Source organism: Pseudomonas sp. JDS08PS003 (genome assembly GCF_045013505.1).
Taxonomy (GTDB): Bacteria; Pseudomonadota; Gammaproteobacteria; order Pseudomonadales; family Pseudomonadaceae; genus Aquipseudomonas; species Aquipseudomonas protegens_B.
The window spans coordinates 6002297-6027044 of the sequence record NZ_CP120724.1 but is presented as its reverse complement, the minus strand read 5'-3'; the positions used below and the strand labels follow the sequence as shown (position 1 = coordinate 6027044).

Sequence of the window (24748 nt, the reverse complement as noted above, 5' to 3'; positions counted from 1 at the left end):
ATGTCAGCCGCGCTTGGCTCGATAAATCCGAAAGCCCTGACCTTCGGCCTTGATCGCGCAAGGTCCAAGGTGCTCTTCGATCAGTGGCTGATAGCGCAGGAAACTGTTGGCAACTACTCGCAGTTCGCCACCTTTTTGCAGGTGTTTTGCTGCTTTTCGCAGCAGGTTTTCCGTGGCCTGGTAGTCGGTGTGGACCCCGGTATGGAAGGGGGGATTGGTCAGGATGCAGTTCAATCCCATGGGCGCGGCATCAATGCCGTCGCCGGTCAGAACCTCGGCTTCAAGACCGTTGGCGGCCAGGGTCAGGCGACTGCTGGCGGCGGCGAAGGCGTCCACATCGAGCAGGGTCACGCTGTTGTCCGGGTAGCGGCGTTTCACTGTGGCTCCCAGTACCCCGGCGCCACAGCCGAAGTCCAGCAGGTGGCCGGCGGGCAAGTGATCCAGATGCTCCAGCAACAGCGCGGTGCCGCGGTCCAGGCGCCCATGGCTGAATACGCCGGGCAGGCTGACGACTTTCAATGGACCTTCGGCCAGGGGCAGCTCGTACTCCTGGGCCAGGCTCTCCAGCGCTACCGGCGTGGGGGCGTTGGCCACCGTCACCTGCCATAGCTGACAGTGTCGAGCACTGTCTAACTTGCGCGGCTTGCCGAAAGGGTTGAGTTGCTTGGCGGCGCTCTCCACGCCGCTGCGTTTCTCGCCCACCAGATATAGCTCGCGCCCGGCCAGGCGCGAGGCCAGGGCGTTGAGCAGGTAGTCGGTGAGGTCCTTGGACTTGGGCAGGAACAGCACGGCGCTGTCGAAGGATTCTGCCGGTGCTGCTACGCCAAAGTGGCTGCGGCCTGGAAAGCGTGCCTCCAGGGCTGCCTGATCGCCGGCGTGCCAGCTCCAGCCTCGGGCGTTGGGCAGGCGACCCAGCAGGTCATCCGCGGTTAGGCCGGCCAGCAGCAGTGAGCCTTGAAACAATTGAGCCTGGCGTAACAGTACTTCACTGCGAGTGTCCATGGTCGCCCCCGAAAAAAGTGGCGAAGTTTATCAACTCACGACCCGCAGTGGGGCGCCACTGAAGAAGGCTTGGGCATTTTCCGTCAGTTGCCCGACGATTCGCTGGCGAGCTTCGCGGCTGCCCCAGGCATTGTGCGGCGTGACGATCAGGCGCGGGATATCGCTGGCCAGCAGTGGATTGCCGTTGGCCGGCGGCTCGACGCTCAGGACGTCGGTGGCTGCGCCCCCCAGATGACCACTGCGCAGCGCATCGGCCAGGGCCTGTTCGTCGATCAGGCCGCCACGGGCAGTATTGACGACCAGGGCGCCGGGCTTGAGCAGGGCCAGCTCCCGGGCGCCGATAAAGTGTCGGGTGTGTTCGTTGAGCGGGCAGTGCAGTGTCAGGGCATCCACCTGGGGCAACAGTTCCTCCAGGGGCAGGCGGTCGGGTCGGGCCGGTCGTCCAGGGATCTGCCCCAATACCACGCGCATGCCAAAGGCTTCGGCCAGGCGCGCCACGGCGCTGCCCAGTTCGCCATTGCCCAGCAGGCCCAGAGTCTTGCCCGCCAGTTCGATGATGGGGTAGTCCAGCAGGCAGAACTGCTGGGCCTGCTGCCAGCGGCCGGCAGCAACGGCTTTTTGGTAGTCGGCAACCCGAGTGGCGAGATTGAGCAGCAGCATCAAGGTGTGCTGGGCCACCGATGGGGTGCCATAACCCTGGCAGTTGCTGACGCTGATGCCTTGCCCACGGGCAGCGGCCAGATCGACATTGTTGGTGCCGGTGGCGGCCACCAGGATCAGTTGCAGATCAGGGCAGGCCGCCAGTGTTTCGGCGCTCAGGGCCACCTTGTTACTGATGGCGACTTGAGCCCCCTGCAGGCGTTCGATCACTTGGTCCGCGGGGGTGTGGGCATGTACTTGCAGGGGGCTGAAGCAGTCATGCAGCGCACTCAGATCCAGGTCACCCAGGTCCAGTGAGCTGTGATCGAGGAAGACGGCGCGGCGATTGTTGATCATGAACTGTACCTTTTGCACGAGGGATCTAAGGCGTAATCTGCCGAGCCTAACAGATGAAATAATTAGACATACACAGGAGCCTGCATGTACCTCACCGAGTTCTTGACCGTTGCCCTGATCCACTTGCTGGCGGTGGCCAGCCCCGGCCCGGACTTCGCCGTAGTGGTGCGCGAAAGCGTGACCCACGGCCGCCGCGCCGGTACCTGGACTGCCCTGGGAGTGGGCTGTGCGATCTTCCTGCACGTGGGTTACTCATTGCTGGGGATCGGCCTGATCGTTTCCCAGTCCATCGTGCTGTTCAACGCCCTGAAGTGGTTGGCGGCGGCGTACCTGCTGTACATCGGCTACAAGGCCCTGCGCGCCCAGCCGGCCAAGCCGGCAGCGGACGACCTGCACAAGGAAGCCGGAGTGCGTACCGCGCGCGGCGCCTTTACTTCTGGTTTTGTCACCAATGGGCTGAACCCCAAGGCGACCCTGTTCTTCCTCTCCCTGTTCACCGTGGTGATCAATCCGCACACGCCCCTGGCGATCCAGGCTGGCTATGGGGTGTATCTGGCGGCGGCCACTGCCGTCTGGTTTTGTCTGGTAGCCATGCTTTTCAGCCAGCAACGAGTGCGTGCCGGTTTCGCTCGCATGGGGCACTGGTTCGACCGCACCATGGGCGCGGTGCTGATCGCCATTGGCGTAAAACTGGCGTTCACCGAGATGCATTGATCGCGATGCTCGGGCGGGACACACAGGATCACCTGAGCCGCACCGATACTGGCCTGGAGCTAGTATTGGTGCGGCCCTGCAAATCATCCCTTTGGCTGATTTAGCCGGCGCTCGGGAACTCTAGAGTGGGAATCCTCCAGTCACGACCGAGCCGTCAGAAAAGGGATTCTTATGTTGCAGACTCGTGTTATTCCTCCCGCCGAAGGCGCTTACCAATACCCGCTTCTGATCAAACGGTTGCTGATGTCCGGCAGCCGTTACGAGAAAACCCGCGAGATCATCTACCGTGACCAGTTGCGTTACACCTACCCGACCCTGATCGAACGGGTGGCGCGCCTGGCCAACGTACTGACTGCGGCCGGGGTCAAGGCTGGGGATACCGTGGCGGTCATGGACTGGGACAGCCATCGTTACCTGGAATGCATGTTTGCCATTCCGATGATCGGTGCGGTGATCCACACCATCAACGTGCGTCTGTCGCCGGAGCAAATCCTCTACACCATGAACCACGCCGAGGACCGCTTCGTGCTGGTCAACAGCGAGTTCGTCGGCCTGTACCAGGCCATCGCCGGGCACTTGACCACGGTGGAGAAAACCCTGCTGCTCACCGACGCGCCGGAGAAGACTGCCGATTTGCCGAATCTGGTGGGCGAGTACGAGACCCTGCTGGCCGCTGCCAGCCCCCAGTACTCCTTCGAGGATTTTGACGAAAACTCGGTGGCCACCACCTTCTACACCACCGGGACCACCGGCAATCCCAAGGGTGTGTATTTCACCCATCGGCAACTGGTGCTGCACACCATGGGTGTGTCCACCATCATGGGCTCCATCGATAGCGTGCGCCTGCTGGGCACCAACGACGTGTACATGCCCATTACGCCGATGTTCCATGTGCACGCCTGGGGTCTGCCCTATGTGGCCACCATGCTTGGGCTCAAGCAGGTCTATCCCGGGCGTTACGACCCGGAGTACCTGGTGGAGCTGTGGCGCCGGGAGAAGGTCACCTTCTCCCACTGTGTGCCGACCATCCTGCAGATGGTGCTCAATGCCAAGGCGGCCCAGAACACCGATTTCGGTGGCTGGAAGATCGTCATCGGCGGCAGTGCGTTGAACCGTGCGCTGTACGAGGCGGCCAAGGCCAAGGGCATCCAGCTGACCGCCGCCTACGGCATGTCGGAAACCGGCCCGTTGGTGTCCTGCGCTCACCTCAATGAGGAGTTGATGGCGGGCAGCGAGGATGAACGCACCACCTACCGGATCAAGGCCGGGGTGCCGGGGCCCTTGGTGGAAGCGGCGATCATCGATGCCGAGGGCAACTTCCTGCCGGCGGACGGTGAGTCCCAGGGCGAGTTGGTGCTGCGGGCGCCCTGGCTGAGCGAGGGGTATTTCAACGAGCCGCAGAAGGGCGCCGAGCTCTGGGACGGCGGCTGGTTGCACACCGGCGATGTGGCGACCCTGGACAGCATGGGGGTGATCGACATCCGCGACCGGATCAAGGACGTGATCAAGACCGGTGGCGAGTGGATCTCGTCCCTGGACCTGGAAGACCTCATCAGTCGCCACCCGGCGGTACGTGAGGTAGCAGTGGTGGGCATTGCCGATCCGCAGTGGGGCGAGCGCCCGTTTGCCTTGCTGGTGATCCGCCAAGGCCATGAGATTGGTGCCCGTGAGCTCAAGGAACACCTCAAGCCGTTCGTGGAACTGGGGCACCTCAGCAAATGGGCAATTCCCAGTCAGATTGCCCTTGTTACTGAAATTCCCAAGACCAGCGTTGGCAAGCTCGACAAGAAGCGCATCCGTGTCGACATCAGCGAATGGCAAGCCAGTAACAGCACCTTCCTCTCCACGCTTTGAGCTTCCTCTGCCGTGCCCGCCAGGGCACGGCATGCCCACCCGGCAAGCCTTTGCCTTGTACTCACGGATTTTTCAGTCATTCTTGCCGCGCCGTTTTTCAAAGGTTGTGGCAAAGGGCTGTTCCAGTGCGGTGGGTGGCTGCAAATCACACTTTAGAGGGATCAAGCAGTAATCCCTGCTGGATATAGTCCGTTCACGGATTTTTCTGAACGACGGAGCATTGCGGGGTGCTCGCGCCACGCAACTTCGGAGCCGGGACAAGTGTTCATCCAACCGGTATTCGAAGCGTTTTCAGAAAAGCGTACTGCCATAACAATAATGCACATGGAGTAGCGTCGATGACATCAGCAAACCAGTTCTGGCGCCGGGCGAAACTGCCCCTGGCCGTCGGTCTCGCCTCCACGCTCGCCGGGCCTGCATTCGGCGTTAGCTTCAATATCGGTGAAATCGAAGGTAGCTTCGATTCGTCCCTGTCGGTGGGGGCCAGTTGGTCGACCGCCGGACGCAACAAGGACCTGATCGGGGTCAACAATGGCGGCAAGGGCCTGTCCCAGACCACCGATGACGGCCACTTGAACTTCAACAAGGGCCAGACCTTCTCGAAGATCTTCAAGGGCATCCATGACCTGGAGTTGAAGTACGGCGATACCGGTGTGTTTGTTCGTGGCAAGTACTGGTATGACTTCAAGCTCAAAGACGAAGACATGGACTTCAAGAACATCAGCGACAACAACCGCAAGGAAGGCGCCAAGTCCTCCGGCGGGCAGATCCTCGATGCCTTCGTCTATCACAACTACTCCATTGCCGATGAGCCGGGTTCGGTGCGTTTGGGTAAGCAGGTCGTAAGCTGGGGTGAAAGTACTTTCATCGGCGGCGGTATCAACTCGATCAACCCCATCGACGTGTCGGCGTTCCGCCGTCCCGGTGCCGAGGTCAAGGAAGGCCTGATCCCGGTCAACATGTTCTACATCTCCCAGAACCTGACCGAGAACCTGTCGGCCGAAGCCTTCTACCAGCTGGAATGGGACCAGACCGTTACCGATAACTGCGGCACCTTCTTCTCCCAGCCGGACAACATTTCCGATGGCTGTGACGACAATCTGCGACTCCTGTCCAAGCGTTCGACCATTGCCAGGCTGAGCCCTGCTGGCCTGGCGAACCTTACCGCACGTGGAGTAGATATAAACGAGGAGGGTGCTCTGGTGCGCCGTAGTGGCGACCGTGACGCCCGTGACAGTGGTCAGTTTGGCGCGGCGTTCCGTTACAACTTCGAGCCGCTGGACACTGAGTTCGGCGCTTACTTCATGAACTATCACAGCCGTGCACCGATCTTCAGTGCTACGGGGGCTCCTCAGTCGGCATACAACATCGCCGGAGCGTTTGGCGCATTGGCGCCGGTGTGGATTGCCGGTAACTCGAAGTACTTTATCGAGTATCCGGAAGACATCCGCCTGTACGGACTGAGCTTCTCCACCACTTTGCCTACAGGTACCGCCTGGAGCGGCGAACTGAGCTATCGGCCGAATGCGCCGGTGCAGTTGAACAGTACCGATATTCTCTATTCCGCTGTTCGGCGCTTGGGGGGGGCCTACACCAACGCCTCCTTGCTCGACGGGATTCCTGGACAGGACCTGCATGGCTATCGCCGCAAGGAAATCACTCAATTCCAGACCACCTTCACGCACTTCTTTGATCAGGTCATGGGCGCCAGCCGTCTGACTCTGGTGGGTGAGGTGGGGGTTACCCACGTCGGCGGTCTGGAGAGCAAGTCGGATGTCCGTTATGGACGTGATCCGGTGTTTGGTCCTGGCGCCTTGCCAGCCACCGGCGGGCAAAACACCTGTCGCGCACTCAACTCCACCACCATCGCCGGCGCAGGACCGGGCGCAGATGCCAGCAATCTCAGCAGCAACTGCAACAACGACGGCTTCACCACCGCCACCTCCTGGGGCTACCGCGGTCGGGCCATCTGGGAATACCCGGATGTATTCGCCGGTGTGAACCTCAAGCCGAACGTGGCCTGGTCCCACGACGTCAAGGGCTACTCGCCAGGTCCTGGCGCCAACTTCGAGGAAGGTCGCAAGGCCATCAGCCTGGGCCTGGACGCCGAGTATCAGAACACCTACACCGCGAGCCTGGCTTACACCAACTTCTTCGGTGGCGACTACAGCACCGTGGATGACCGGGACTTCCTCGCCTTGAGCGTTGGCGTGAACTTCTAAGCACACTGCATTTTCAGGAAGAACAACAATATGAAAATCACCAAGAGTCTGTTGCACGTCGGTGTGCTGGGACTGTCACTGCTAGCGACCGGGGTCATGGCCGCGGTCTCGGCCGATGAAGCGGCCAAGCTGGGCACCAGCCTGACGCCGATGGGCGCGGAAATGGCCGGTAACGCTGCCGGCACCATTCCCGCCTGGAAGCCCCTGGCAACCAACGCCGGCACTGTGGACAGCAAGGGTTTCCTGTCCAACCCTTATGGCAGCGAGCAGCCGCAGTTCACCATCACCGCGCAGAACGTCGAGCAGTACAAGGACAAGCTGGCCCCGGGGCAGTACGCGATGTTCAAGCGCTACCCGGAAACCTTCAAGATGCCGGTCTATCCGTCCCATCGCGGGGCCACGGTGCCGGCTGAGGTGTTCGCCGCGATCAAGCGCAACGCCACCAGCACCAACCTGGTGTCCGGCGGCAACGGCCTGGAGAACTTCGAAACCGCGATTCCGTTCCCGATTCCCAAGAGCGGTGTGGAAGTCATCTGGAACCACATCACCCGCTATCGCGGTGGCAGCGTGACCCGTCTGGTGACCCAGGCCACGCCGCAGGCCAACGGCTCCTACAGCCTGGTGTACTTCCAGGACCAGTTCGTGTTCCGCGACAAGATGAAGGACTACGATCCGAAGAACCCGGGCAACATCCTGTTCTACTTCAAGCAGAAAGTGACGGCCCCGGCGCGTCTGGCCGGTGGTGTGCTGCTGGTCCACGAAACCCTCGACCAAGTGAAGGAACCGCGTTCGGCCTGGGTCTACAACGCCGGTCAGCGTCGTGTGCGTCGTGCTCCGCAAGTCTCCTATGACGGCCCGGGTACCGCCGCCGACGGTCTGAGGACTTCCGACAACCTGGACATGTACAACGGTGCGCCGGATCGCTACGACTGGAAACTGGAAGGCAAGAAGGAGATGTACATCGCCTCCGACAGCTACAAGCTCGACTCGCCGAGCCTGAAGTACGCCGACATCATCAAGGCCGGGCACATCAACCAGGACCTGGCTCGTTACGAGTTGCGCCGGGTCTGGCATGTGGTCGCCACCTTGAAGGAAGGCCAGCGCCACATCTACGCCAAGCGTGACTTCTATATCGACGAAGACACCTGGCAAGCTGCGGTGATCGACCACTATGACGGTCGTGGCCAACTGTGGCGTGTGGCCGAAGCCCACGCCGAGAACTACTACGACAAGCAAGTGCCGTGGTATGCCCTGGAAACCCTCTACGACCTGCAGTCCGGCCGCTACCTGGCACTGGGCATGAAGAACGAAGAGAAGCAGGCGTATGACTTCGGCTTCACCGCAACCACCAGTGACTTCACTCCAGCCGCCCTGCGTCAGGACGGAGTTCGCTGATCCGCTGTCAATAGAGGCCGCATCCTCGGAAATTGCCCCGACTGGTTCGGGGCTTTTTTTTGCCTGAAAAATTGTGCATTCGCAGATATGCACAACAATCTAGGCTGCTCCGGCGGGCTTTCTCTAGGCGAATTAGTAGGTTGCCGGATAAATAACTGAAATGTCGGCTGATAAATCAGATGTATCTGACCCATTTGGTCATAGTCTTTTTCACTCGAATGGTCGCAAAAATCTTCAACAGGTCGCTTTTTACCGCTAGTCTGCGGGCATCTGCTACGCCGACAACCCTACATCAATAAGAGTTGGCCATGACTGAGCTGTCCCCCCTTCAACGGTCTGCCAGCGCGGTGATTCCTGCGTTGGAAGGGCGTTTCTATCGACCCCCTCTGCCCGACGGATACGTGCAGCGGCCGCGTCTTTGCGAGCGCTTGAGTGCCGGGTTGAAGGGAAGACTGTTGCTGGTCAGTGCGCCGGCCGGGTTCGGCAAGAGCTCGCTGGCGGTGGAGTTCTGCCAGGGGTTGCCGGGCAACTGGCAGAGCCTGTGGTTGGGGTTGAGCCGCCGAGACAGTGATCCCGGGCGCTTCCTCGAACGCTTGCTGGCCGGTTTGCAGCAGTACTATCCCCAATTGGGCCGGCAGTCTCTCGGTCTGTTGAAAATGCGCCAGCGCCATCAGCCTTTCGCCTTTGAAGAGTGGCTGGATGGCTTGCTGGACGAACTGGCGATTCACCTGTCCAGCAACACGCCGCTGTTGCTGGTCCTGGACGACTATCACCTGGCCCAGGGGCCGGTGCTCGATCGTTGCCTGCAGTTTTTTCTCAATCACCTGCCCGATGGTCTGCTGGTATTGGTCACCAGTCGTCAGCGTCCGGATTGGCATCTGGCGCGGCTGCGGCTCTCACGACAGTTGCTGGAGCTGAATGAGCAGGATCTGCGCCTGACCCATGACGAATCCCTCAGCTTGTTGGACCGCCACAGCAGCTCCTTGCGCGGCGAGGCTCTGGAAAGCCTGATCCAGCGCAGCGAGGGCTGGGTTGCCGGATTGCGTTTCTGGCTACTGGCAGCGTCCGAGGCGGGTGCGCTGGGCACCTTGCCCCAGGGATTGCATGGAGGCGAAGGGCTGATCCGCGACTACCTGCTGGAAGAAGTCATCGACTGCCTGCCCGCCGAAGTCCAGGCTTTCCTCTATGACACGGCGCCCCAGGAGCGCTTTTGCGCCGAGCTCTGCGACGCCCTGCGCGAAGCCCATGACAGTGCCGAGATCCTGGGTTTTCTGCAGGCCCACCAAGTGTTCCTGGTGCCCCTGGACGAACACGGACACTGGTATCGCTATCACCATCTGTTTTCCGATCTGCTGCGCACCCGGCCCACGGCCAATACCCTGGTGCCGGCCGCCAGTCTGCACTTGCGGGCCTGTCGCTGGTTCAACGCTCAAGGGCTGTTGGACGAGGCCGTGGAGCAGGCGCTGCGCGCCGGACACCTGGATGTGGCGGCCAACCTGGTGCAGAACCTGTCGGAGGAGCAACTGCTGGCTGAGCAGAATGTCGGCATGCTGCTGCGCTGGAAGATGGACCTGCCTGACAGCCTGCTCATCAGCACACCAAGGCTGATCGTGCTCTACAGCTGGGCCCTGGGCCTGGCCTGCCAGCTGGATGCGGCAGAGGAGCTGGCGGATCACCTGAGTCGTTTCCTGCCGGCGCCTTCGGCCACTGCGCAGAAGTCGATGCTGGCGCAATGGCTGGCGTTGAGCGGGATCATCGCTCGCGGGCGCGGGCAACGGGAGCTGACCCTGGCCTACTGCAGCGAAGCCCTGGAAAGCCTGCCGCACAAGCGCTACGGGCAACGCCTGATGTGCCTGTCGACCTTGTCCAACCTGGCGATTACCGACGCCGATCTGTGGCGCGCCCGCAGCCTCAATCGCGAGTCTCTGGAGCTGGCGCAGCGGGTCGGCAATCCGTTGTTCGAGGCCCTGGCCCACTATGATCGGGCGCGGGTTCTGCAGGCCCGGGGTGAAGTGCTACGGGCCCTGGAAGAGGTGCATCAGGGATTACGGCGCCTGCAGGGTCTGTCGGCTCAAAGACTGTACGCAGTGCGGGCCCGGCTGACCCTCTATGAGGGTTATCTGTTGACCTTGCGAGCCCAGCCCGAGGCCGGCCTGGTGCGTTTACAAGCCGGATTGGTGGAGGCCCGGGCCTGTCGCGATATCAGTGTGCTGATCGCTCATTGCGTGATCGCCAAGCAGGAGGGCCTGCGGGGCGAGTTTTCCCGGGCCTTTGCCGAGCTCGCCGAGGCCGAGCGCCTGATGCATATCTGGGACGTGCCACCGATCTACTACCTGGCGATGATCACCCTGGTGAAATGCGAACTTTGGCTGGCCCAGGGCCGCACCGACCTGGCCGAGGCCTGGCTGGCGAGGCTGGGCCAGACCTACACCGGGGAACAGGCAGCGGCGCCGCCGGAGTTCCATCCGCAGTTGCCCTTGCACATCGAATTGCAGCAGGCCCAGCTGGAAACCATCAAGGGCGACTCTGCCCGGGCCGAACAGCGCTTGAATCGATTGGTGGAACATGGCCAGCAAAGCGGTCGGCAGTTGTTGAGCGTTATGGCCCTGACCCAGAAAGCCCTGCTGTTACTGGCGTCCGGGCGCGGCCCAGAGGCACGACAGGACTTTGCCCGGGCCCTGGAAGCGGCGGTGGGGGGCGCGGTGCAACCTTTCGAGAGCTTGATCCGCAGTCACCCCTGCTGGATGCGCGAGCAACTGCAGCACTGCGTGTCGACCGCCTTGACCCAGGCCTTGTTGGAGCGCTTGCCTGCAGCCCCCCGTGAGCTTCCTGAGGTGGCGGCTCACAGTGAGTCGTTGAGTTCCCGGGAGCTGTCGGTGCTGCAATTGATTGCCCAGGGTTGTTCCAATCAGGAAATCAGCGAACGCTTGTTCATTTCGCTGCATACGGTGAAAACCCATGCCAGCCATATCAACAGCAAGCTTGGGGTGGAGCGCCGTACACAGGCTGTGGCGCGGGCCCAGGAATTGGGGTTGCTGGGTTAGGCGCCACTCTGCTGGCGAGGCCTTCTGCTGGCCCATCGCTGTGGGCCGATTGGCAGCATCTGCGTCCTGACACTGCGCCGGGCCCGGGGTTATCGGGCCAGGTGCTGTTTGCAGTAATCGGCGAACAGGCGCGCCGGTTTGGTCAATTGGCCACGCTTGAGCCAGGCCGCCACCAGCCCGGAGCCGGTCACGTCCTCGACAATGTCCACGCACACCACCGGCTTGCCGTCGTAGGAGCACTGGGAGTGGGGGCGGGTTACCAGAATCGAAAAACCGAAGCCTTGGCCCACCATGCCCCGCACCATCTCGATGGACGGCGAGCTGAAGGCGATCTGTGGCGTCAATCCCAGCTCCTCGAACAGGCTGACGAAGTAGGTCCGGCTCGGCTGCACATCCAGCAGGATCATCGGTTCCAGGCTCAGGTCCCGCAGTGAAACCTGGGCTTGCTGGGCGTAGCGGTGGTCGGCGGGAAGCAACGCGTAGGGCCTTTGCGGTGGCATCAGCGGCTCGGTTTCGATGGTGCCGTCCAGTTCGTGCTCGTACAGGATCACCAGGTCGAAGGCGCCGCCGGTCAAGCCCTGTACCAGTTCCTGCTGTTCGCCATCGCGGATACGGATCTCCACCCCGGGATACAGGGCACTGAAGCCGGCGATCAGTTGTGGCAGGTACAAAGGCGCGACAGTTTCAAAGCAGCCGATGTCGATCTGTCCGGCCACCACGTCGTTGTCCGCCAGGGCGTTCTGCTCGAACTCCTTGGCCATGCGCAGCAGCTCCTGGGCCTTGCGGTAGAAGCGTGCACCACTTGGGGTCAGGGATACGCCCAGGGCGTGATGGCGGATCAGCAACTGCACGCCGAAGCTGTCCTCCAGGCCTTTGATGGCGGTGGAGATCGACGGCTGGGCGATGTACAGCTTGCGTGACGCTTCAGCGACACTGCCGCATTCGACGGTGGTGATGAAGTACTTGAGTTGACGCAGATTGTAGGCGGCCACAGCGAACCTCATTCTTTGCCTGGGCACGGGGATGGGTCGTACTGACTCGGCGCTTGATTGCATCACGCCAATCGCATTGCGCTCCATGCAAGCAAGTTATGCACCGGCCAGCCCCAGGCATGATTTTTTGTCCCTCAACAATACCCATAAGCGCTGTTGGAAAGGACGAGGTTTAGGCAGTTTTTTCATCGCTTGCGAAGACATATTTCCTCGCCTTCCGGGTCCTGGACCAGGAACACGAGGCTTATCCGTTGGCGTCGGGCGGGCTCTCTGGAGCCGGTAACGGCTCGGGGGATGGAGCAGCTTCGAAATTCAGGGTGACAGTAAAGTGCTGCTGCTCGTCGAGCACTTCGATATGCCAGCCCAGCCGTGCGCATAGCTGGCACATCAACTCCAGGCCCAGGCCATAGCCGAAGTCGCTGGAGGGCTCCAACTGCTTGGCTTCGCGGATGCGGTTGACGATACGCAACTGCGGGTGCTCGAAGCTGATCTCGACACTGCCTTCATCGGCGTATTGCAAGGCATTGCGCAGGAAGTTGCCCACCACGATGCGGCAGGCGGTCAGGGGCAGGCGGCAGGGTTCGCTACTGATGTCGAGGATCAGTTCGATATCCCGCGTGCCGATCAGGTAGCGGTGTTCCTCGATCAGTTCATTGACCAGGCCGCTCATGTCGATGGCTTCCTCCGGCAAGGGCTCAGGCAGTTCACGGCTCATCCACAGCAAGGTTTCCGCGATGCGCTGCATGTTCAGCACCGAGCGCTCGATACGTTGCAGGGGCGGGGGCAGGACGCCGCCGGATTGCAGGGTCAGCAGTTCGATATTGGCCTTGAGCACCGCCAGCGGCGTGCGCAGTTCATGGCTGGTATAGCGCAGTAGGCGACCTTCGCGCAGGCTCGCGGCCTGAACTTGCTGCACGCTTTGGGCCAGGGCGTCGGCCAGCATATTGAACTCCTTGAAACTGAAATTCGGCCGTTGGCTGGACTCCGCATCCTTCAGGGTCGTGGACCACTGGGCCAGTCGCCCCAGTGGACGAACCAGCCACCAGACCAGCAGGGCAATGATGATCAGCGCCGGGATAAACACCGCGAGGCTGATGAAGATGACGCCTCGCAGCTCATGATCCAGGTAGGCATCGGACAGTGGCGTTTCGACTTCGCCGCCTTCTTCCTGGTCGTGGTCGACGTCGTACATGTACAGGGTCTTGCCGTCAGCCAGGGGCTGGGCCAGGATCGCCCGCCCTTCATCCTCATCATCGGACTCCAGGTCGCCAAACACCTGCACCGCACCGAAGGACAGGCTGGGTGGCGTGTCCAGCATCTGACGGATTTTCTCTGGCAGCGCCTCTTTGCCGATGACGCTGGTATAGAAGTAGTTGTGCGGCGGTGGGGTGTTCGGATCTTTCTTGTAATGCCTGGCGAAGTACTGGGCTTCCTCCTCCATCATCGCGCTGGCGGTATAGAGCAGGCCGCGGACACTGTATTCCGGCAGCAGCAGGCTGTAGATCAACAACACCACGGCGATCAATAGCAGGAAGCTGCCGCTGATCACCCATTTCAGACCCAAACCGTTACGCATGTGACCTCAGTTGGATACCAATACCGGGGAGGGTGTGGATCAGCGGCTGGCCGAAGGACTTGTCCACGGTCTTGCGCAGTCGGTGCATGTGCACTTTGAGGGTGTTGCTGTCCGGTGGCTCGTCGCCCCAGATTGTTGCCTCCAGGCGTTCCCTGGTCACCGGCTCCGGGCTGGCACGCATCAGACACTCCAGCAGGGTCCAGCAAATGGGCGACAGATGCAGCTCCTGGCCGGCGCGGCTGACCTTGCGGGTAGACAGTTCCATCACCAGGTCGGCCACTTGCAGGCGGCTCGCCTGGCCGCTGCGGCGCATGCTCAGGGCGCGAATACGGGCCACCAGTTCCGCCATTTCAAAGGGCTTGACCAGATAGTCGTCGGCCCCGGCAGCGAAGCTGGCGAGCTTGTCGGAAAGGGCATCCAGCGAGGTAAGCATCAGGATCGGTGTCTGGCTGCCTTGCAGGCGCAACTGTTGGCACAGCTGCTGGCCGTCCAGTCGCGGCAGCATGATGTCCAGCAGGATAACGTCGTAGTGCTGGCTTAGAGCCAGGTTAAGGCCGGTCTGACCGTTGCTGGCGTGGTCGCAGACGATGCCGCTGATTTCCAGGTACTCGATGACAGTATTGGCCAGGTCGAGGTTGTCCTCGACCAGTAGCAGTTGAATATGCACGGAAACGTCCCCTTGGACCCTTGGCGCTCAATGGGCCGAAGGATAGCGGAGTCGGGCGGCTTTCTGCCGATGTTTACCCGGTGTTAACCCGGCCGTCTCTAAGCTGGGGCTCTTCTTAACTCCAGAGCGTGGCACCGCCATGAACCTGACTTCGGTGGTCAAAGGAATCCTGCTGGTTCTGATTCTTCTCGTCCTGATGGCCTGCGCCCTGCCTTCCCAGGCACCTTGGGGGCGCCTGGGAGGGGGCGGCCCCCTGAACTGGTTACTGATTGGCCACAGCGTTGAGCAGGCAGGATCCGATCATGTCATCAGTGCATGCTGATAAGGGCGGCGCCAGCTACACCGATCAGTTGGTGTTGTGTCTGGTGCTGATTCTCTGTGTATCGATTTCCCTGGGGGTCTACATCATGCGCTTCAATGCGCAGATCGACCGGCAGCGCGAACTGTCTCCGGTGCGCTTGCTCGAATGCGGCCAGGGGCGCGGGGCCTTCATTGTCGATCCCTATGGCCAGCGCAGTAGCAGTGACAACTGTTTCCTGGTGGATGAGGACGACTAGCTTCGGCTCTGCCCGGCACTCAGAATGATTCGCCGTCGAGTTCAAGCGCAAGAAACGTGGTTCTTGCGCTTGAATCTCGCTTTACAGTGTCGGTGTACTGAGAGGAAGGCCATGAACCACAGGGTTCCGGGTCCGATTCCACTGGCGGATTGAAGGAGACCTGAGATGTCCTGCGTATTCAAACTGATGGCGTCCCCCGTTGGCCAACTGACTCTGGTGGCCAGAGGGACGAAGCTGGCAGCGATTCTCTGGGAGCACGAACGGCAGAACCGGGTACGTCTCGGGCCTTTGCAGGAGGCGGTTGACCATCCTCTGCTGCTGGAAGCCGAGCGTCAGCTCCGGGAGTACTTTGCTGGCAGCCGTGAGCGCTTCGAGCTTGAGCTGGATTTCGCCGGTACCGAGTTTCAGTGCAAGGTCTGGCAGGCGTTGCTGACCATTCCTTTCGGTGAAACCCGCAGCTACAGCCAGATTGCCCGGCAGATCGGCAGTCCCAAGGCGGTGCGGGCAGTGGGCGCAGCCAATGGCCGTAACCCGATCTCGATTGTGGCTCCCTGTCACCGAGTGATCGGCGCTTCGGGGAGCCTGACCGGGTTTGCCGGGGGGCTTGAAGCCAAGCAGTTCCTGCTGGCGCTGGAAGGCGAGGAGACGCTGCAACTGGCGTTCTGAGTGAGTGCTGGCGGCGAGCTGTGCCAGAATGCGTCATCGTTTTTTTCTGGAACCCTTCCATGGACGCCGCCAAACCCAGTCTTATCCGTGAAACCTTCCCCGTCGGCCCGCTGCAGTGCAACTGCACCATCATTGGCGACCCGCTGACCAAGAAAGCCATAGTTGTCGATCCGGGAGGCAATCCCGATTTGATCATGGCCCGCCTCGATTCCCTGGGGTTGAAGGTGGTGAGCATCATTCATACCCATGCGCACCTGGATCATTTTCTCGCCTCCGGGCAGATGAAGGAAAAGACCGGCGCCACCTTGCATCTGCACAAGGACGACCAGTTCCTGTGGGACAACCTGGAGATGCAGTGCAGCATGTTTGGCGTGCCCTACACACCGGTCCCGTCCCCGGACCGCTGGCTGGACGACGATGAGGAACTGGCCTGCGGTTGCGGCGTGGCTCTGCATACTCCCGGGCATACCCCAGGTTCCATGAGCTTTTGGTTTTCTGAGGCTAAGCTTCTGATTGCCGGCGACACGCTGTTCAAGCGCGGGGTCGGGCGCACGGACTTGTGGGGCGGTGATCAGGCCACCCTGGTGCGTTCGATCAAGCAGCGTCTGTATACCCTCGATGAAGACGCCACAGTGATTGCCGGGCACGGCCCAGACACTCGATTGGGCGATGAGATGCGCCAGAACCCGTTTGTGAGAGCCTGACTTTTTGCCTGGTCGCTGACGGAATTTTTGCCGCTCTGTGTGTTCCAACGCCAGCAAAGGTCTGTTGCCAACGTCCGCTGCACCACAGAATGCAAAATGTAGGAGCTTTCCATGTTCACCTCGCGTCGTTTGATTATTGTCGCTACTGCTGTGGCCTTGTTGTCCGGCTGCGCTTCGCCTAACCCCTATGACAACCAGGGGCAGGCCGACGGCGGTTCGTCGGGCATGAGCAAAACTGCAAAATACGGTGGCCTGGGTGCCCTGGCTGGTGCATTGGCCGGTGCTGCCATTGACCACAACAACCGTGGCAAGGGCGCGTTGATCGGTGCCGCCGTAGTGGGTGCCTCCGCCGCCGGTTACGGTTACTACGCCGACCAGCAGGAGAAGAAACTGCGCGCCAGCATGGCCAATACCGGGGTTGAAGTGCAGCGTCAGGGTGATCAGATCAAGCTGATCATGCCGGGCAACATCACGTTCGCCACTGACTCGGCGAACATCGCCTCAAGCTTCTACCAACCGCTGAACAACCTGGCCAACTCCCTGCGCGAGTTCAACCAGAACCAGATCGAGATCGTCGGCTACACCGACAGCACCGGCAGCCGTCAGCACAACATGGACCTGTCCCAGCGTCGTGCCCAGAGCGTGGCGACCTACCTGACTTCCCAGGGTGTGAGCAGTGCCAACCTGTCCGCTCGCGGTGCTGGTCCGGATAATCCGATCGCCAGCAACGCCGACGTCAACGGCCGAGCACAGAACCGTCGTGTAGAGGTCAACCTCAAGGCAATCCCGGGCCAGCAGTATCAGCAGCCTGGTCAGCAATACCAGCAGCCCTACCAGCAGCAAGGTCAGCAGTACTGATTGAGTCGACTGGAATCCCAGATATAAAAAAGCCCGCCCGATGCAAATCGGGCGGGCTTTTTAATGACTGAAGCGGATTACTTCTTCAAGCCGTATTGCTCGTCGAGCATGCCCGGAGCGTTTGGTGTCTTCGGTGCGTAGTCCCGTGGTGGCTCCTGATCCCGCGGTGGAGTCAGACGCTCCCGCGGAGCTTGTGCCGACTCCGAGTGCAGTGCGGCCAGCAGGCGTTGCCGGGTCAGCTCGTCCAGGGCCAGGCGATTGGCACCCTCGGCGAGATGGTCCTGCACTTCCTGATAGCTCTGGGTGAGCTTTTTCACCAGGGTGGCAGTGCTGTTGAAATGGGTGACCACTTCATTCTGATAATTGTCGAAACGTTCCTGAATATCGTCCAACTGACGCTGCGTGCGGTTAGGCGCGGCATTGGGCAGCAGGCGAGCAACCAGGAATCCAATGGCGACACCCGCGACCAGGGCAAGAGTCGGCAACAACCAAACTAAGAGCGAGTGTTCCACGAGTCCTTCCTCTATAAACGGCTTTGCTTTACGTTAACGGCTCGAACCTGCGCTGTATACCGCGATTCACTCGCAATAGATTGGCACAGACCATTTGCTAGACGAGTCGACCCCCTTCGAGGTCACGGAGTTCCTTCCTTGCTAATGCGTGAAACCCCTGTAGTGATTGCCGGCCCGGTGGGCCAACTGGAAGCCCTGTATCTGGAGGTGCCCGATCCTCGCGGCGTGGCACTGATTTGTCACCCCAACCCGGTGCAGGGCGGCACCATGCTCAACAAGGTGGTGTCCACCTTGCAGCGCACCGCACGGGATGCCGGTCTGATCACCTTGCGTTTCAACTATCGAGGTGTTGGTGCCAGTGAAGGCAGTCACGACATGGGCAGTGGCGAAGTCGATGACGCCCAGGCTGCCGCCCAATGGTTGCAGGCCAAGCATCCGGAGCTGCCCTTGACCCTGCTGGGGTTCTCCTTCGGCGGTTTTGTCGCCGCCAGCCTTGGCGGGCGCCTGGAGGCCCAGGGCGTGCAGCTCAAGCACCTGTTCATGGTGGCGGCGGCGGTGACCCGTCTGCGCGATACCGACCTGCTGCCGGAAAACTGCCCGCTGACCCTGATCCAGCCAGAAACCGATGAAGTCATTGACCCTCAAGCGGTCTATGACTGGTCCGACGCGCTTGTTCGCCCCCATGAGCTGCTGAAAGTGGCAGAATGCGGGCACTTTTTTCATGGCAAGCTCACTGATCTCAAGGATCTGGTGCTGCCGCGACTTTCGAATTGATAGCAGTCTGATAAGCGATTACCCATGACTACTCGTACGCGTATCCTCACCGGCATCACCACCACCGGCACCCCGCATCTGGGCAACTACGCCGGCGCGATTCGCCCGGCGATCCTCGCCAGCCGCGACAGCAATGCCGACTCCTTCTACTTCCTGGCCGACTATCACGCGTTGATCAAGTGCGATGACCCGTTGCGCATTCAGCGTTCGCGCCAGGAAATCGCGGCTACCTGGCTGGCAGGTGGTCTGGATGTGGAGCGTGTGACTTTCTACCGTCAGTCGGACATTCCGGAGATTCCGGAACTGACCTGGCTGCTGACCTGTGTCGCCGCCAAGGGTCTGCTCAATCGCGCCCATGCTTATAAGGCATCGGTGGACAAGAACCTCGAAACCGGTGAAGACCCGGATGCTGGCATCACCATGGGGCTCTATAGCTATCCGGTGCTGATGGCTGCGGACATCCTGATGTTCAACGCACACAAAGTGCCGGTGGGTCGTGATCAGATCCAGCACGTGGAAATGGCCCGGGACATCGGTCAGCGGTTCAACCATCTGTTTGGTCAGGGCAAGGAGTTCTTCACCATGCCCGAGGCATTGATCGAGGAAAGTGTTGCCACCCTGCCTGGCCTGGACGGTCGCAAGATGTCCAAGAGCTACGACAACACCATTCCGCTGTTCACCAGTGCCAAGGACATGAAGGACGCGATCTCGCGGATCGTCACCGATTCCAAGGCGCCGGGTGAGGCCAAGGACCCGGACAACTCCCATCTGTTCACTCTGTTCCAGGCGTTTTCTACCCCGTCGCAGGCCGCCGAGTTCCGTACTGAGCTGTTGCAGGGGCTGGGCTGGGGCGAAGCCAAGAACCGTCTGTTCCAGTTGCTGGATGGCGAATTGGGTGAGGCCCGTGAGCGCTACCACCAGTTGATCGCCCGTCCCGGGGACCTGGAAGACATTCTGCGTGCCGGTGCCGCTAAAGCTCGTGCCGTGGCCACGCCGTTCCTTGCCGAGCTGCGCGAAGCCGTGGGCTTGCGTTCCTTTGCCAGCCAGGTGCAGGTTGCCGCCACGACCAAGAAAAAGACCGCCAAGGCCGCGCGCTTCATCAGCTTCCGTGAAGACGATGGTAGCTTCCGTTTCCGCTTGCTGTCCGCCGATGGTGAGCAGTTGCTGCTGTCGCGCAACTTCGCCGACGGTAAGGCCGCCGGTGCGGTGACCAAACTGCTGCAATCGGGGCAGGAGCTGGATCTGCGTAGCGAAGCCGGCAGTTTCAGCGTTTGGCTGGATGGCGCCTGCGTGGCTGACAGCCCAGCCTTCGCTGACACTGCCGCGCGTGACGCAGCCATAGATGCACTGCGGATTGCGCTGACCCCGGCGCAGGACTAATCGGAATCTTCCCGACCAAGGGCTGATTGCCATTCCCCAGGGCCGTCGCTAAAGTGACGGCCCGTTTTTGTTGCCTTGCTAACGAATTATGACGCCCCTAGAACGATACCAAGCAGATCTGAAACGCCCGGACTTCTTTCATGACGCGGCACAGGAAACCGCTGTGCGTCATCTGCAGCGCCTGTATGAGGATCTGATCGCGGCCGAGCAAAACAAGCCGGGACTGCTCGGCAAGCTCTTTGGCAAGAAGGATCAGACGCCGGTCAAGGGTCTGTACTTCTGGGGGGGCGTAGGGCGCGGAAAGACTTATCTGGTGGACACCTTCTTCGAAGCCTTGCCGTTCAAGGAAAAAGTTCGTACGCACTTTCACCGCTTTATGAAGCGCGTACACGAAGAAATGAAAACTCTGGGTGGCGAGAAGAATCCGCTGACCATCATTGCCAAGCGTTTCTCACAAGAGGCGCGGGTGATCTGTTTTGATGAGTTCTTCGTGTCTGACATTACCGACGCGATGATTCTTGGCACCTTGATGGAAGAGTTGTTCAAGAACGGTGTGACCCTGGTGGCGACTTCGAACATCGTTCCGGATGGTTTGTACAAGGACGGTCTGCAGCGTGCGCGCTTCTTGCCGGCCATCGCCCTGATCAAGCAGAACACCGAGATCGTCAACGTCGACAGTGGCGTCGACTACCGTCTGCGGCATCTGGAGCAGGCGGAGCTGTTTCACTATCCATTGGACGAAGCTGCCCATGAAAGCCTGCGCAAGAGCTTCCGTGCGCTGACGCCAGAGTGCACTCAGTCAGTGGAAAACGATGTGTTGATCATCGAGAACCGAGAAATTCGTGCGCTGCGCACCTGTGATGACGTGGCCTGGTTCGACTTCCGCGAACTGTGCGATGGCCCTCGTAGCCAGAACGACTACATCGAATTGGGCAAGATCTTCCATGCGGTACTGCTCAGCGGCGTGGAGCAGATGAGCGTCACCACGGACGATATCGCTCGGCGCTTCATCAACATGGTCGACGAGTTCTATGACCGTAACGTCAAGCTGATCATCTCCGCCGAGGTCGAACTCAAGGACCTCTATACCGGAGGGCGCCTGACGTTCGAGTTCCAGCGCACCCTCAGCCGGTTGCTGGAGATGCAGTCCCACGAGTTTCTGTCGCGGGCGCACAAGCCATAATCTCGAGCCAATGAAAAAGGGCCTGCATTGCAGGCCCTTTTTTTATGCCGCCTGTTGCTGGAACTGCTGGCGGTATTGATTGGGGGAGAGTTCGGTGTGCTGGCGGAACAGGCGGGCGAAGAAGCTGGCGTCGTCGTAGCCGACTTCATAGCTGATGGTCTTGATGCTCTTGCGGGTCCCTGAAAGCAGACCCTTGGCGGTTTCGATGCGTAGACGCTGCAGGTAGTGCAGGGGCTTGTCACCGGTAGCGGTTTGAAAGCGGCGCATGAAGTTGCGAATGCTCATGCCATGTTCGCGGGCCACGTCTTCGAAGCGGAACTTGTCTGCGAAGTGCTCTTCGAGCCAGTGCTGGATCTGCAGGATGATCACATCCTGGTGCAGCTTCTGGCCGCCGAAGCCGATGCGCCCGGGGGCGTAGCTGCGTTGCACTTCGTAGAGGATGTCCCGAGCTACTGCTTGGGCTACGTTGGCTCCGCAGAACCGTTCGATCAGGTAAATGTACAGGTCGCAGGCCGAGGTGGTACCGCCGGCGCAGTAGAGGTTGTCAGCGTCCGTCAGGTGCTTGTCCTGATTGAGCTGGACCTTGGGGAAGCGTTCGTTGAAGGTGCTGAAGAAGCGCCAGTAGGTGGTGGCTTCCTTGCCGTCGAGCAATCCGGCTTCAGCCAACCAGAAAACCCCGGTGGCTTCACCGCAAAGCACCGCGCCGCGGGCGTGCTGGGTACGCAGCCAGGGCAGTATCTGTGGGTAACGCTGGCACAGGGTGTCGAAGTCATCCCAGAAGGCCGGGAGAATGATCACTTCGGCGTCTTCCAGCGCACCATCCACTGGCATGATCACATTGCTGAAGCTGCAGACCGGCTGGCCGTCGGGGCTGACCAGGCGGGTTTCGAACGCCGGAGTCAGGCCTTGGCCCAGTTGTTTGCCGTAACGCAGGCTGGCCAGATGAAAAAAATCCTTGGCCTGCATGAGGGTGGAAGCGAAAACCCGGTCGATAGCCAGGATGCTGACGCGCCGCAAGGGCGTGGAGGTTTGGTTAGACATAATTCAATTGTTCTTATAGGGGAAAGTGGTCACCAGACGGCTGGATCGTCTTATTTTTTGTCGGATGTGTCCAGTGTCCCGTGCAGGTGCCTGGGCTTAGGCTCTGGCAGCCAATCCCGATCAACAACAACCACAGGTGGCTGCATGATTCCCAGAACTTTGTTCAGTTCCGAGCACGAACTCTTCCGTGACAGCGTGCGCAGCTTTCTCGAGAAGGAAGCGGTGCCCTTCCATGGCGATTGGGAAAAGCAGGGCTATATCGACCGTCAGCTGTGGAGCAAGGCGGGGGAGGCGGGGATGCTGTGTTCGCACATCCCGGAGCAGTACGGCGGCTTGGGTGCTGACTTTCTCTACAGCACTGTAGTGATCGAGGAGGTCGGTCGCTTGGGGTTGACCGGCATTGGCTTTTCCTTGCATTCGGACATTGTCGCTCCCTACATCCTGCATTACGGCAGTGAAGCGTTGAAATTGAAGTACCTGCCCAGGCTGGTGTCGGGTGAGATGGTCACCGCTATCGCCATGACCGAGCCGGGGGCGGGCTCCGACCTGCAAGGGGTAAAGACCACCGCGGTGCTTGATGGTGACGACTATGTGATCAATGGCTCCAAGACATTTATCACCAATGGCTTTCTGGCCGATCTGGTGATTGTGGTGGCCAAGACTGATCCCAAGGCGGGAGCCAAGGGCACCAGCCTGTTTCTGGTGGAGGCCAACACTCCGGGGTTCTCCAAGGGCAAGCGACTGGAGAAGGTCGGGATGAAGGCCCAGGACACTTCGGAGCTGTTCTTCCAGGATGTGCGGGTGCCCAAGGAAAACCTCTTGGGGCAGGCCGGGATGGGGTTTGCCTATCTGATGCAGGAATTGCCTCAGGAGCGCCTGACTGTGGCGATTGGCGGGCTGGCCAGCGCTGAGGCCGCTTTGCAATGGACTCTGGAGTACACCCGTGAGCGCAGGGCATTTGGCAAGGCAATTGCCGATTTCCAGAACAGCCGCTTCAAGCTGGCGGAAATGGCCACGGAAATTCAGATCGGCCGGGTCTTTGTCGATCGCTGCCTGGAGCTGCATCTGCAAGGCAAGCTCGATGTGCCGACTGCCGCTATGGCCAAGTACTGGGGAACTGACCTGCAGTGCAAGGTGCTCGATGAATGCGTGCAGTTGCACGGTGGCTACGGTTTCATGTGGGAGTATCCGGTCGCCCGGGCCTGGGCGGATGCCAGGGTGCAGCGTATCTACGCGGGGACCAACGAGATCATGAAGGAAATCATCGCTCGTTCATTGTAGAAGCCGGTTCGCCGGCGAATCGAACGAAGCGCATTGCGCGTTATGTTCATTCGCTGGCAAGCCAGCTCCTGCGGGAGCGTTATGGTGCGGGGTTGGGGTGGTCCTTATGGATTGCTTCGATTCCGGCCAGCACTTCTTCCGACAGCTTCAGTTCGGCGCTGGCGATGTTGCTGTCGAGCTGTTCCAGGGTCGTGGCACCGATGATGTTGCTGGTCACGAACGGCTGCTGGGTGACAAAGGCCAGGGCCATTTGTGCCGGATCCAGGCCGTGCTCGCGGGCCAGAGCCACGTAGCGGCTGCAGGCGGCTTCCGACTGTGGGTTGAAGTAGCGGCTGAAGCGGCTGTAGAGGCTCAGTCGCGCCTTGGCTGGGCGGGCGCCATCTTCGTACTTCCCGGACAGAAAGCCGAACGCCAGGGGCGAGTAGGCCAGCAGGCCGCACTGTTCGCGAATGGCTATTTCCGCCAGGCCCACTTCAAAGCTGCGGTTGAGCAAGTTGTAGGGGTTCTGGATCGAAACGGCCCTTGGCCAGCCGCGGCTTTCGGCCAGGGCGAGGAACTTCATGGTCCCCCAGGGTGTTTCATTGGACAGGCCGATATGGCGGATTTTGCCGGCCTTGACCTGCTCGTCCAGGGCTTCGAGGGTTTCTTCCAGCGGGGTGAAGTCTTCGTCGGCCTGGTGCTTGTAGCCCAGTTGGCCGAAGAAGTTGGTGCTGCGCTCGGGCCAGTGCAGTTGGTAGAGGTCGATCCAGTCAGTCCGCAGGCGCTTGAGGCTGGCATCCACGGCTTCAATAATATGTTTGCGGTTGTGCTTGAGCTGCTTATCGCGGATGTAGTCGATGGTGTTGCCCGGGCCTGCGATCTTGCTGGCCAGGACCCAGTCGGCGCGGTCGCCGCGTTGCTTGAACCAGTTGCCGATATAGCGTTCGGTGGTGGCGTAGGTTTCGGCCTTGGGGGGCACCGGATACATCTCGGCGGTGTCCATGAAGTTGATTCCGGCATTCTTGGCCCGCTCGATCTGAGCGAAGGCCTCAGCCTCGGTGTTCTGCTCGCCCCAGGTCATGGTTCCCAGGCAAATCGCACTCACATTCAGATCGGTTCGGCCTAGCTGGCGATAGTCCATCGGGTGCTCCCTCGGCAAAACAATCATAAAAGCAGGTTGAAATTTTTTTCGCAATCTGCATAATTCGGCAGCTCTTTCTGCAGTGGAAGTGATGCGCCGCCTGCCGAAGAATCTTGCCGTATTTCAGACGCGCTGACCCGAGCCCCCGATAGCGTCTGTGTCCGGCTGCCTTTGACCTTGTCAAAGTACGCACTATTCAGTAAGATCCGC

General features: G+C 60.5%; 21 protein-coding genes. 13 read left to right on the top strand and 8 right to left on the bottom strand.

Features of this window, described 5'->3' with window-relative positions:
* Nucleotides 1-3: 3 nt before the first annotated feature.
* A complete protein-coding gene (locus tag P7C00_RS26775) occupies nt 4-1002 on the bottom strand; it encodes a methyltransferase (protein ID WP_404937631.1) in 999 nt (332 codons plus the stop codon).
* Between the two features lie 30 nt (nt 1003-1032).
* On the bottom strand, nt 1033-1998 hold the full coding sequence (locus tag P7C00_RS26770) for a 2-hydroxyacid dehydrogenase (protein ID WP_346633838.1): 966 nt from the start codon (nt 1996-1998) through the stop codon (nt 1033-1035).
* 84 nt (nt 1999-2082) lie between these two features.
* Between P7C00_RS26770 and P7C00_RS26765 the strand changes: the two genes are divergently transcribed.
* From P7C00_RS26765 to P7C00_RS26745, 5 genes are all read left to right on the top strand, one after another.
* Nucleotides 2083-2712, top strand: coding sequence for a LysE family transporter (locus tag P7C00_RS26765; RefSeq protein ID WP_346633839.1), 630 nt, complete (start codon nt 2083-2085; stop codon nt 2710-2712).
* A gap of 171 nt (nt 2713-2883) precedes the next feature.
* Complete coding sequence (locus P7C00_RS26760) at nt 2884-4566, top strand: fatty acid--CoA ligase (protein ID WP_346633840.1); 1683 nt, start codon at nt 2884-2886, stop codon at nt 4564-4566.
* A 338-nt stretch (nt 4567-4904) separates the two neighbouring features.
* Entirely contained in the window at nt 4905-6788 is a 1884-nt protein-coding gene (locus P7C00_RS26755; protein WP_346633841.1) for a DUF1302 domain-containing protein, read from the top strand.
* A 30-nt stretch (nt 6789-6818) separates the two neighbouring features.
* Complete coding sequence (locus tag P7C00_RS26750; RefSeq protein ID WP_346633842.1) at nt 6819-8183, top strand: DUF1329 domain-containing protein; 1365 nt, start codon at nt 6819-6821, stop codon at nt 8181-8183.
* A gap of 308 nt (nt 8184-8491) precedes the next feature.
* Entirely contained in the window at nt 8492-11227 is a 2736-nt protein-coding gene (locus tag P7C00_RS26745; RefSeq protein WP_404937630.1) for a LuxR C-terminal-related transcriptional regulator, read from the top strand.
* 89 nt (nt 11228-11316) lie between these two features.
* On the opposite strand, the gene P7C00_RS26740 is transcribed toward P7C00_RS26745, so the two are convergent.
* From P7C00_RS26740 to P7C00_RS26730, 3 genes are all read right to left on the bottom strand, one after another.
* Nucleotides 11317-12219 (bottom strand): LysR family transcriptional regulator, encoded by a 903-nt coding sequence (locus P7C00_RS26740; RefSeq protein WP_102860294.1) that lies wholly within the window; start codon nt 12217-12219, stop codon nt 11317-11319.
* 244 nt (nt 12220-12463) lie between these two features.
* Nucleotides 12464-13795: a HAMP domain-containing sensor histidine kinase gene (locus P7C00_RS26735; RefSeq protein ID WP_346633844.1), complete on the bottom strand. Its 1332-nt coding sequence runs from the start codon at nt 13793-13795 to the stop codon at nt 12464-12466.
* Nucleotides 13788-14462 (bottom strand): response regulator transcription factor, encoded by a 675-nt coding sequence (locus tag P7C00_RS26730; RefSeq protein WP_346633845.1) that lies wholly within the window; start codon nt 14460-14462, stop codon nt 13788-13790. The genes P7C00_RS26735 and P7C00_RS26730 overlap by 8 nt, the downstream gene beginning before the upstream one ends.
* A 302-nt stretch (nt 14463-14764) precedes the next feature.
* Between P7C00_RS26730 and P7C00_RS26725 the strand changes: the two genes are divergently transcribed.
* The 4 genes from P7C00_RS26725 (at nt 14765) to P7C00_RS26710 (ending at nt 17247) form a co-directional block, all read left to right on the top strand.
* Complete coding sequence (locus P7C00_RS26725; RefSeq protein ID WP_404937629.1) at nt 14765-15019, top strand: hypothetical protein; 255 nt, start codon at nt 14765-14767, stop codon at nt 15017-15019.
* A gap of 165 nt (nt 15020-15184) precedes the next feature.
* Nucleotides 15185-15685 carry a methylated-DNA--[protein]-cysteine S-methyltransferase gene (locus tag P7C00_RS26720; protein WP_404937628.1) on the top strand — a complete coding sequence of 167 codons (501 nt, stop codon included), beginning with the start codon at nt 15185-15187 and terminating at the stop codon, nt 15683-15685.
* Nucleotides 15686-15744: 59 nt separating this feature from the next.
* Nucleotides 15745-16389, top strand: coding sequence for an MBL fold metallo-hydrolase (locus P7C00_RS26715; RefSeq protein WP_404937627.1), 645 nt, complete (start codon nt 15745-15747; stop codon nt 16387-16389).
* A gap of 111 nt (nt 16390-16500) precedes the next feature.
* Nucleotides 16501-17247, top strand: coding sequence for an OmpA family protein (locus P7C00_RS26710; RefSeq protein ID WP_346633849.1), 747 nt, complete (start codon nt 16501-16503; stop codon nt 17245-17247).
* A gap of 77 nt (nt 17248-17324) precedes the next feature.
* On the opposite strand, the gene P7C00_RS26705 is transcribed toward P7C00_RS26710, so the two are convergent.
* On the bottom strand, nt 17325-17759 hold the full coding sequence (locus tag P7C00_RS26705) for a YhcB family protein (RefSeq protein WP_123724784.1): 435 nt from the start codon (nt 17757-17759) through the stop codon (nt 17325-17327).
* A gap of 144 nt (nt 17760-17903) precedes the next feature.
* Between P7C00_RS26705 and P7C00_RS26700 the strand changes: the two genes are divergently transcribed.
* The 3 genes from P7C00_RS26700 to zapE all read left to right on the top strand — a co-directional run bounded on the left by P7C00_RS26700 (nt 17904) and on the right by zapE (nt 21096).
* Nucleotides 17904-18533: an alpha/beta fold hydrolase gene (locus P7C00_RS26700; protein ID WP_346633850.1), complete on the top strand. Its 630-nt coding sequence runs from the start codon at nt 17904-17906 to the stop codon at nt 18531-18533.
* Nucleotides 18534-18557: 24 nt separating this feature from the next.
* Nucleotides 18558-19913 (top strand): tryptophan--tRNA ligase, encoded by a 1356-nt coding sequence (locus P7C00_RS26695; protein ID WP_404937626.1) that lies wholly within the window; start codon nt 18558-18560, stop codon nt 19911-19913.
* Between the two features lie 88 nt (nt 19914-20001).
* The gene (gene zapE / locus P7C00_RS26690) at nt 20002-21096 is read left to right on the top strand and encodes a cell division protein ZapE (RefSeq protein ID WP_346633852.1); all 1095 of its coding nucleotides are present in this window, start codon (nt 20002-20004) and stop codon (nt 21094-21096) included.
* A 42-nt stretch (nt 21097-21138) separates the two neighbouring features.
* Here zapE and P7C00_RS26685 read toward each other — a convergent pair whose 3' ends face one another.
* Nucleotides 21139-22038 (bottom strand): GlxA family transcriptional regulator, encoded by a 900-nt coding sequence (locus P7C00_RS26685; RefSeq protein ID WP_346633990.1) that lies wholly within the window; start codon nt 22036-22038, stop codon nt 21139-21141.
* A 243-nt stretch (nt 22039-22281) separates the two neighbouring features.
* Between P7C00_RS26685 and P7C00_RS26680 the strand changes: the two genes are divergently transcribed.
* Nucleotides 22282-23418: an acyl-CoA dehydrogenase family protein gene (locus tag P7C00_RS26680; RefSeq protein ID WP_402884852.1), complete on the top strand. Its 1137-nt coding sequence runs from the start codon at nt 22282-22284 to the stop codon at nt 23416-23418.
* Nucleotides 23419-23497: 79 nt separating this feature from the next.
* Here P7C00_RS26680 and P7C00_RS26675 read toward each other — a convergent pair whose 3' ends face one another.
* The gene (locus P7C00_RS26675) at nt 23498-24538 is read right to left on the bottom strand and encodes an NADP(H)-dependent aldo-keto reductase (protein ID WP_346633854.1); all 1041 of its coding nucleotides are present in this window, start codon (nt 24536-24538) and stop codon (nt 23498-23500) included.
* Nucleotides 24539-24748: the final 210 nt, after the last annotated feature.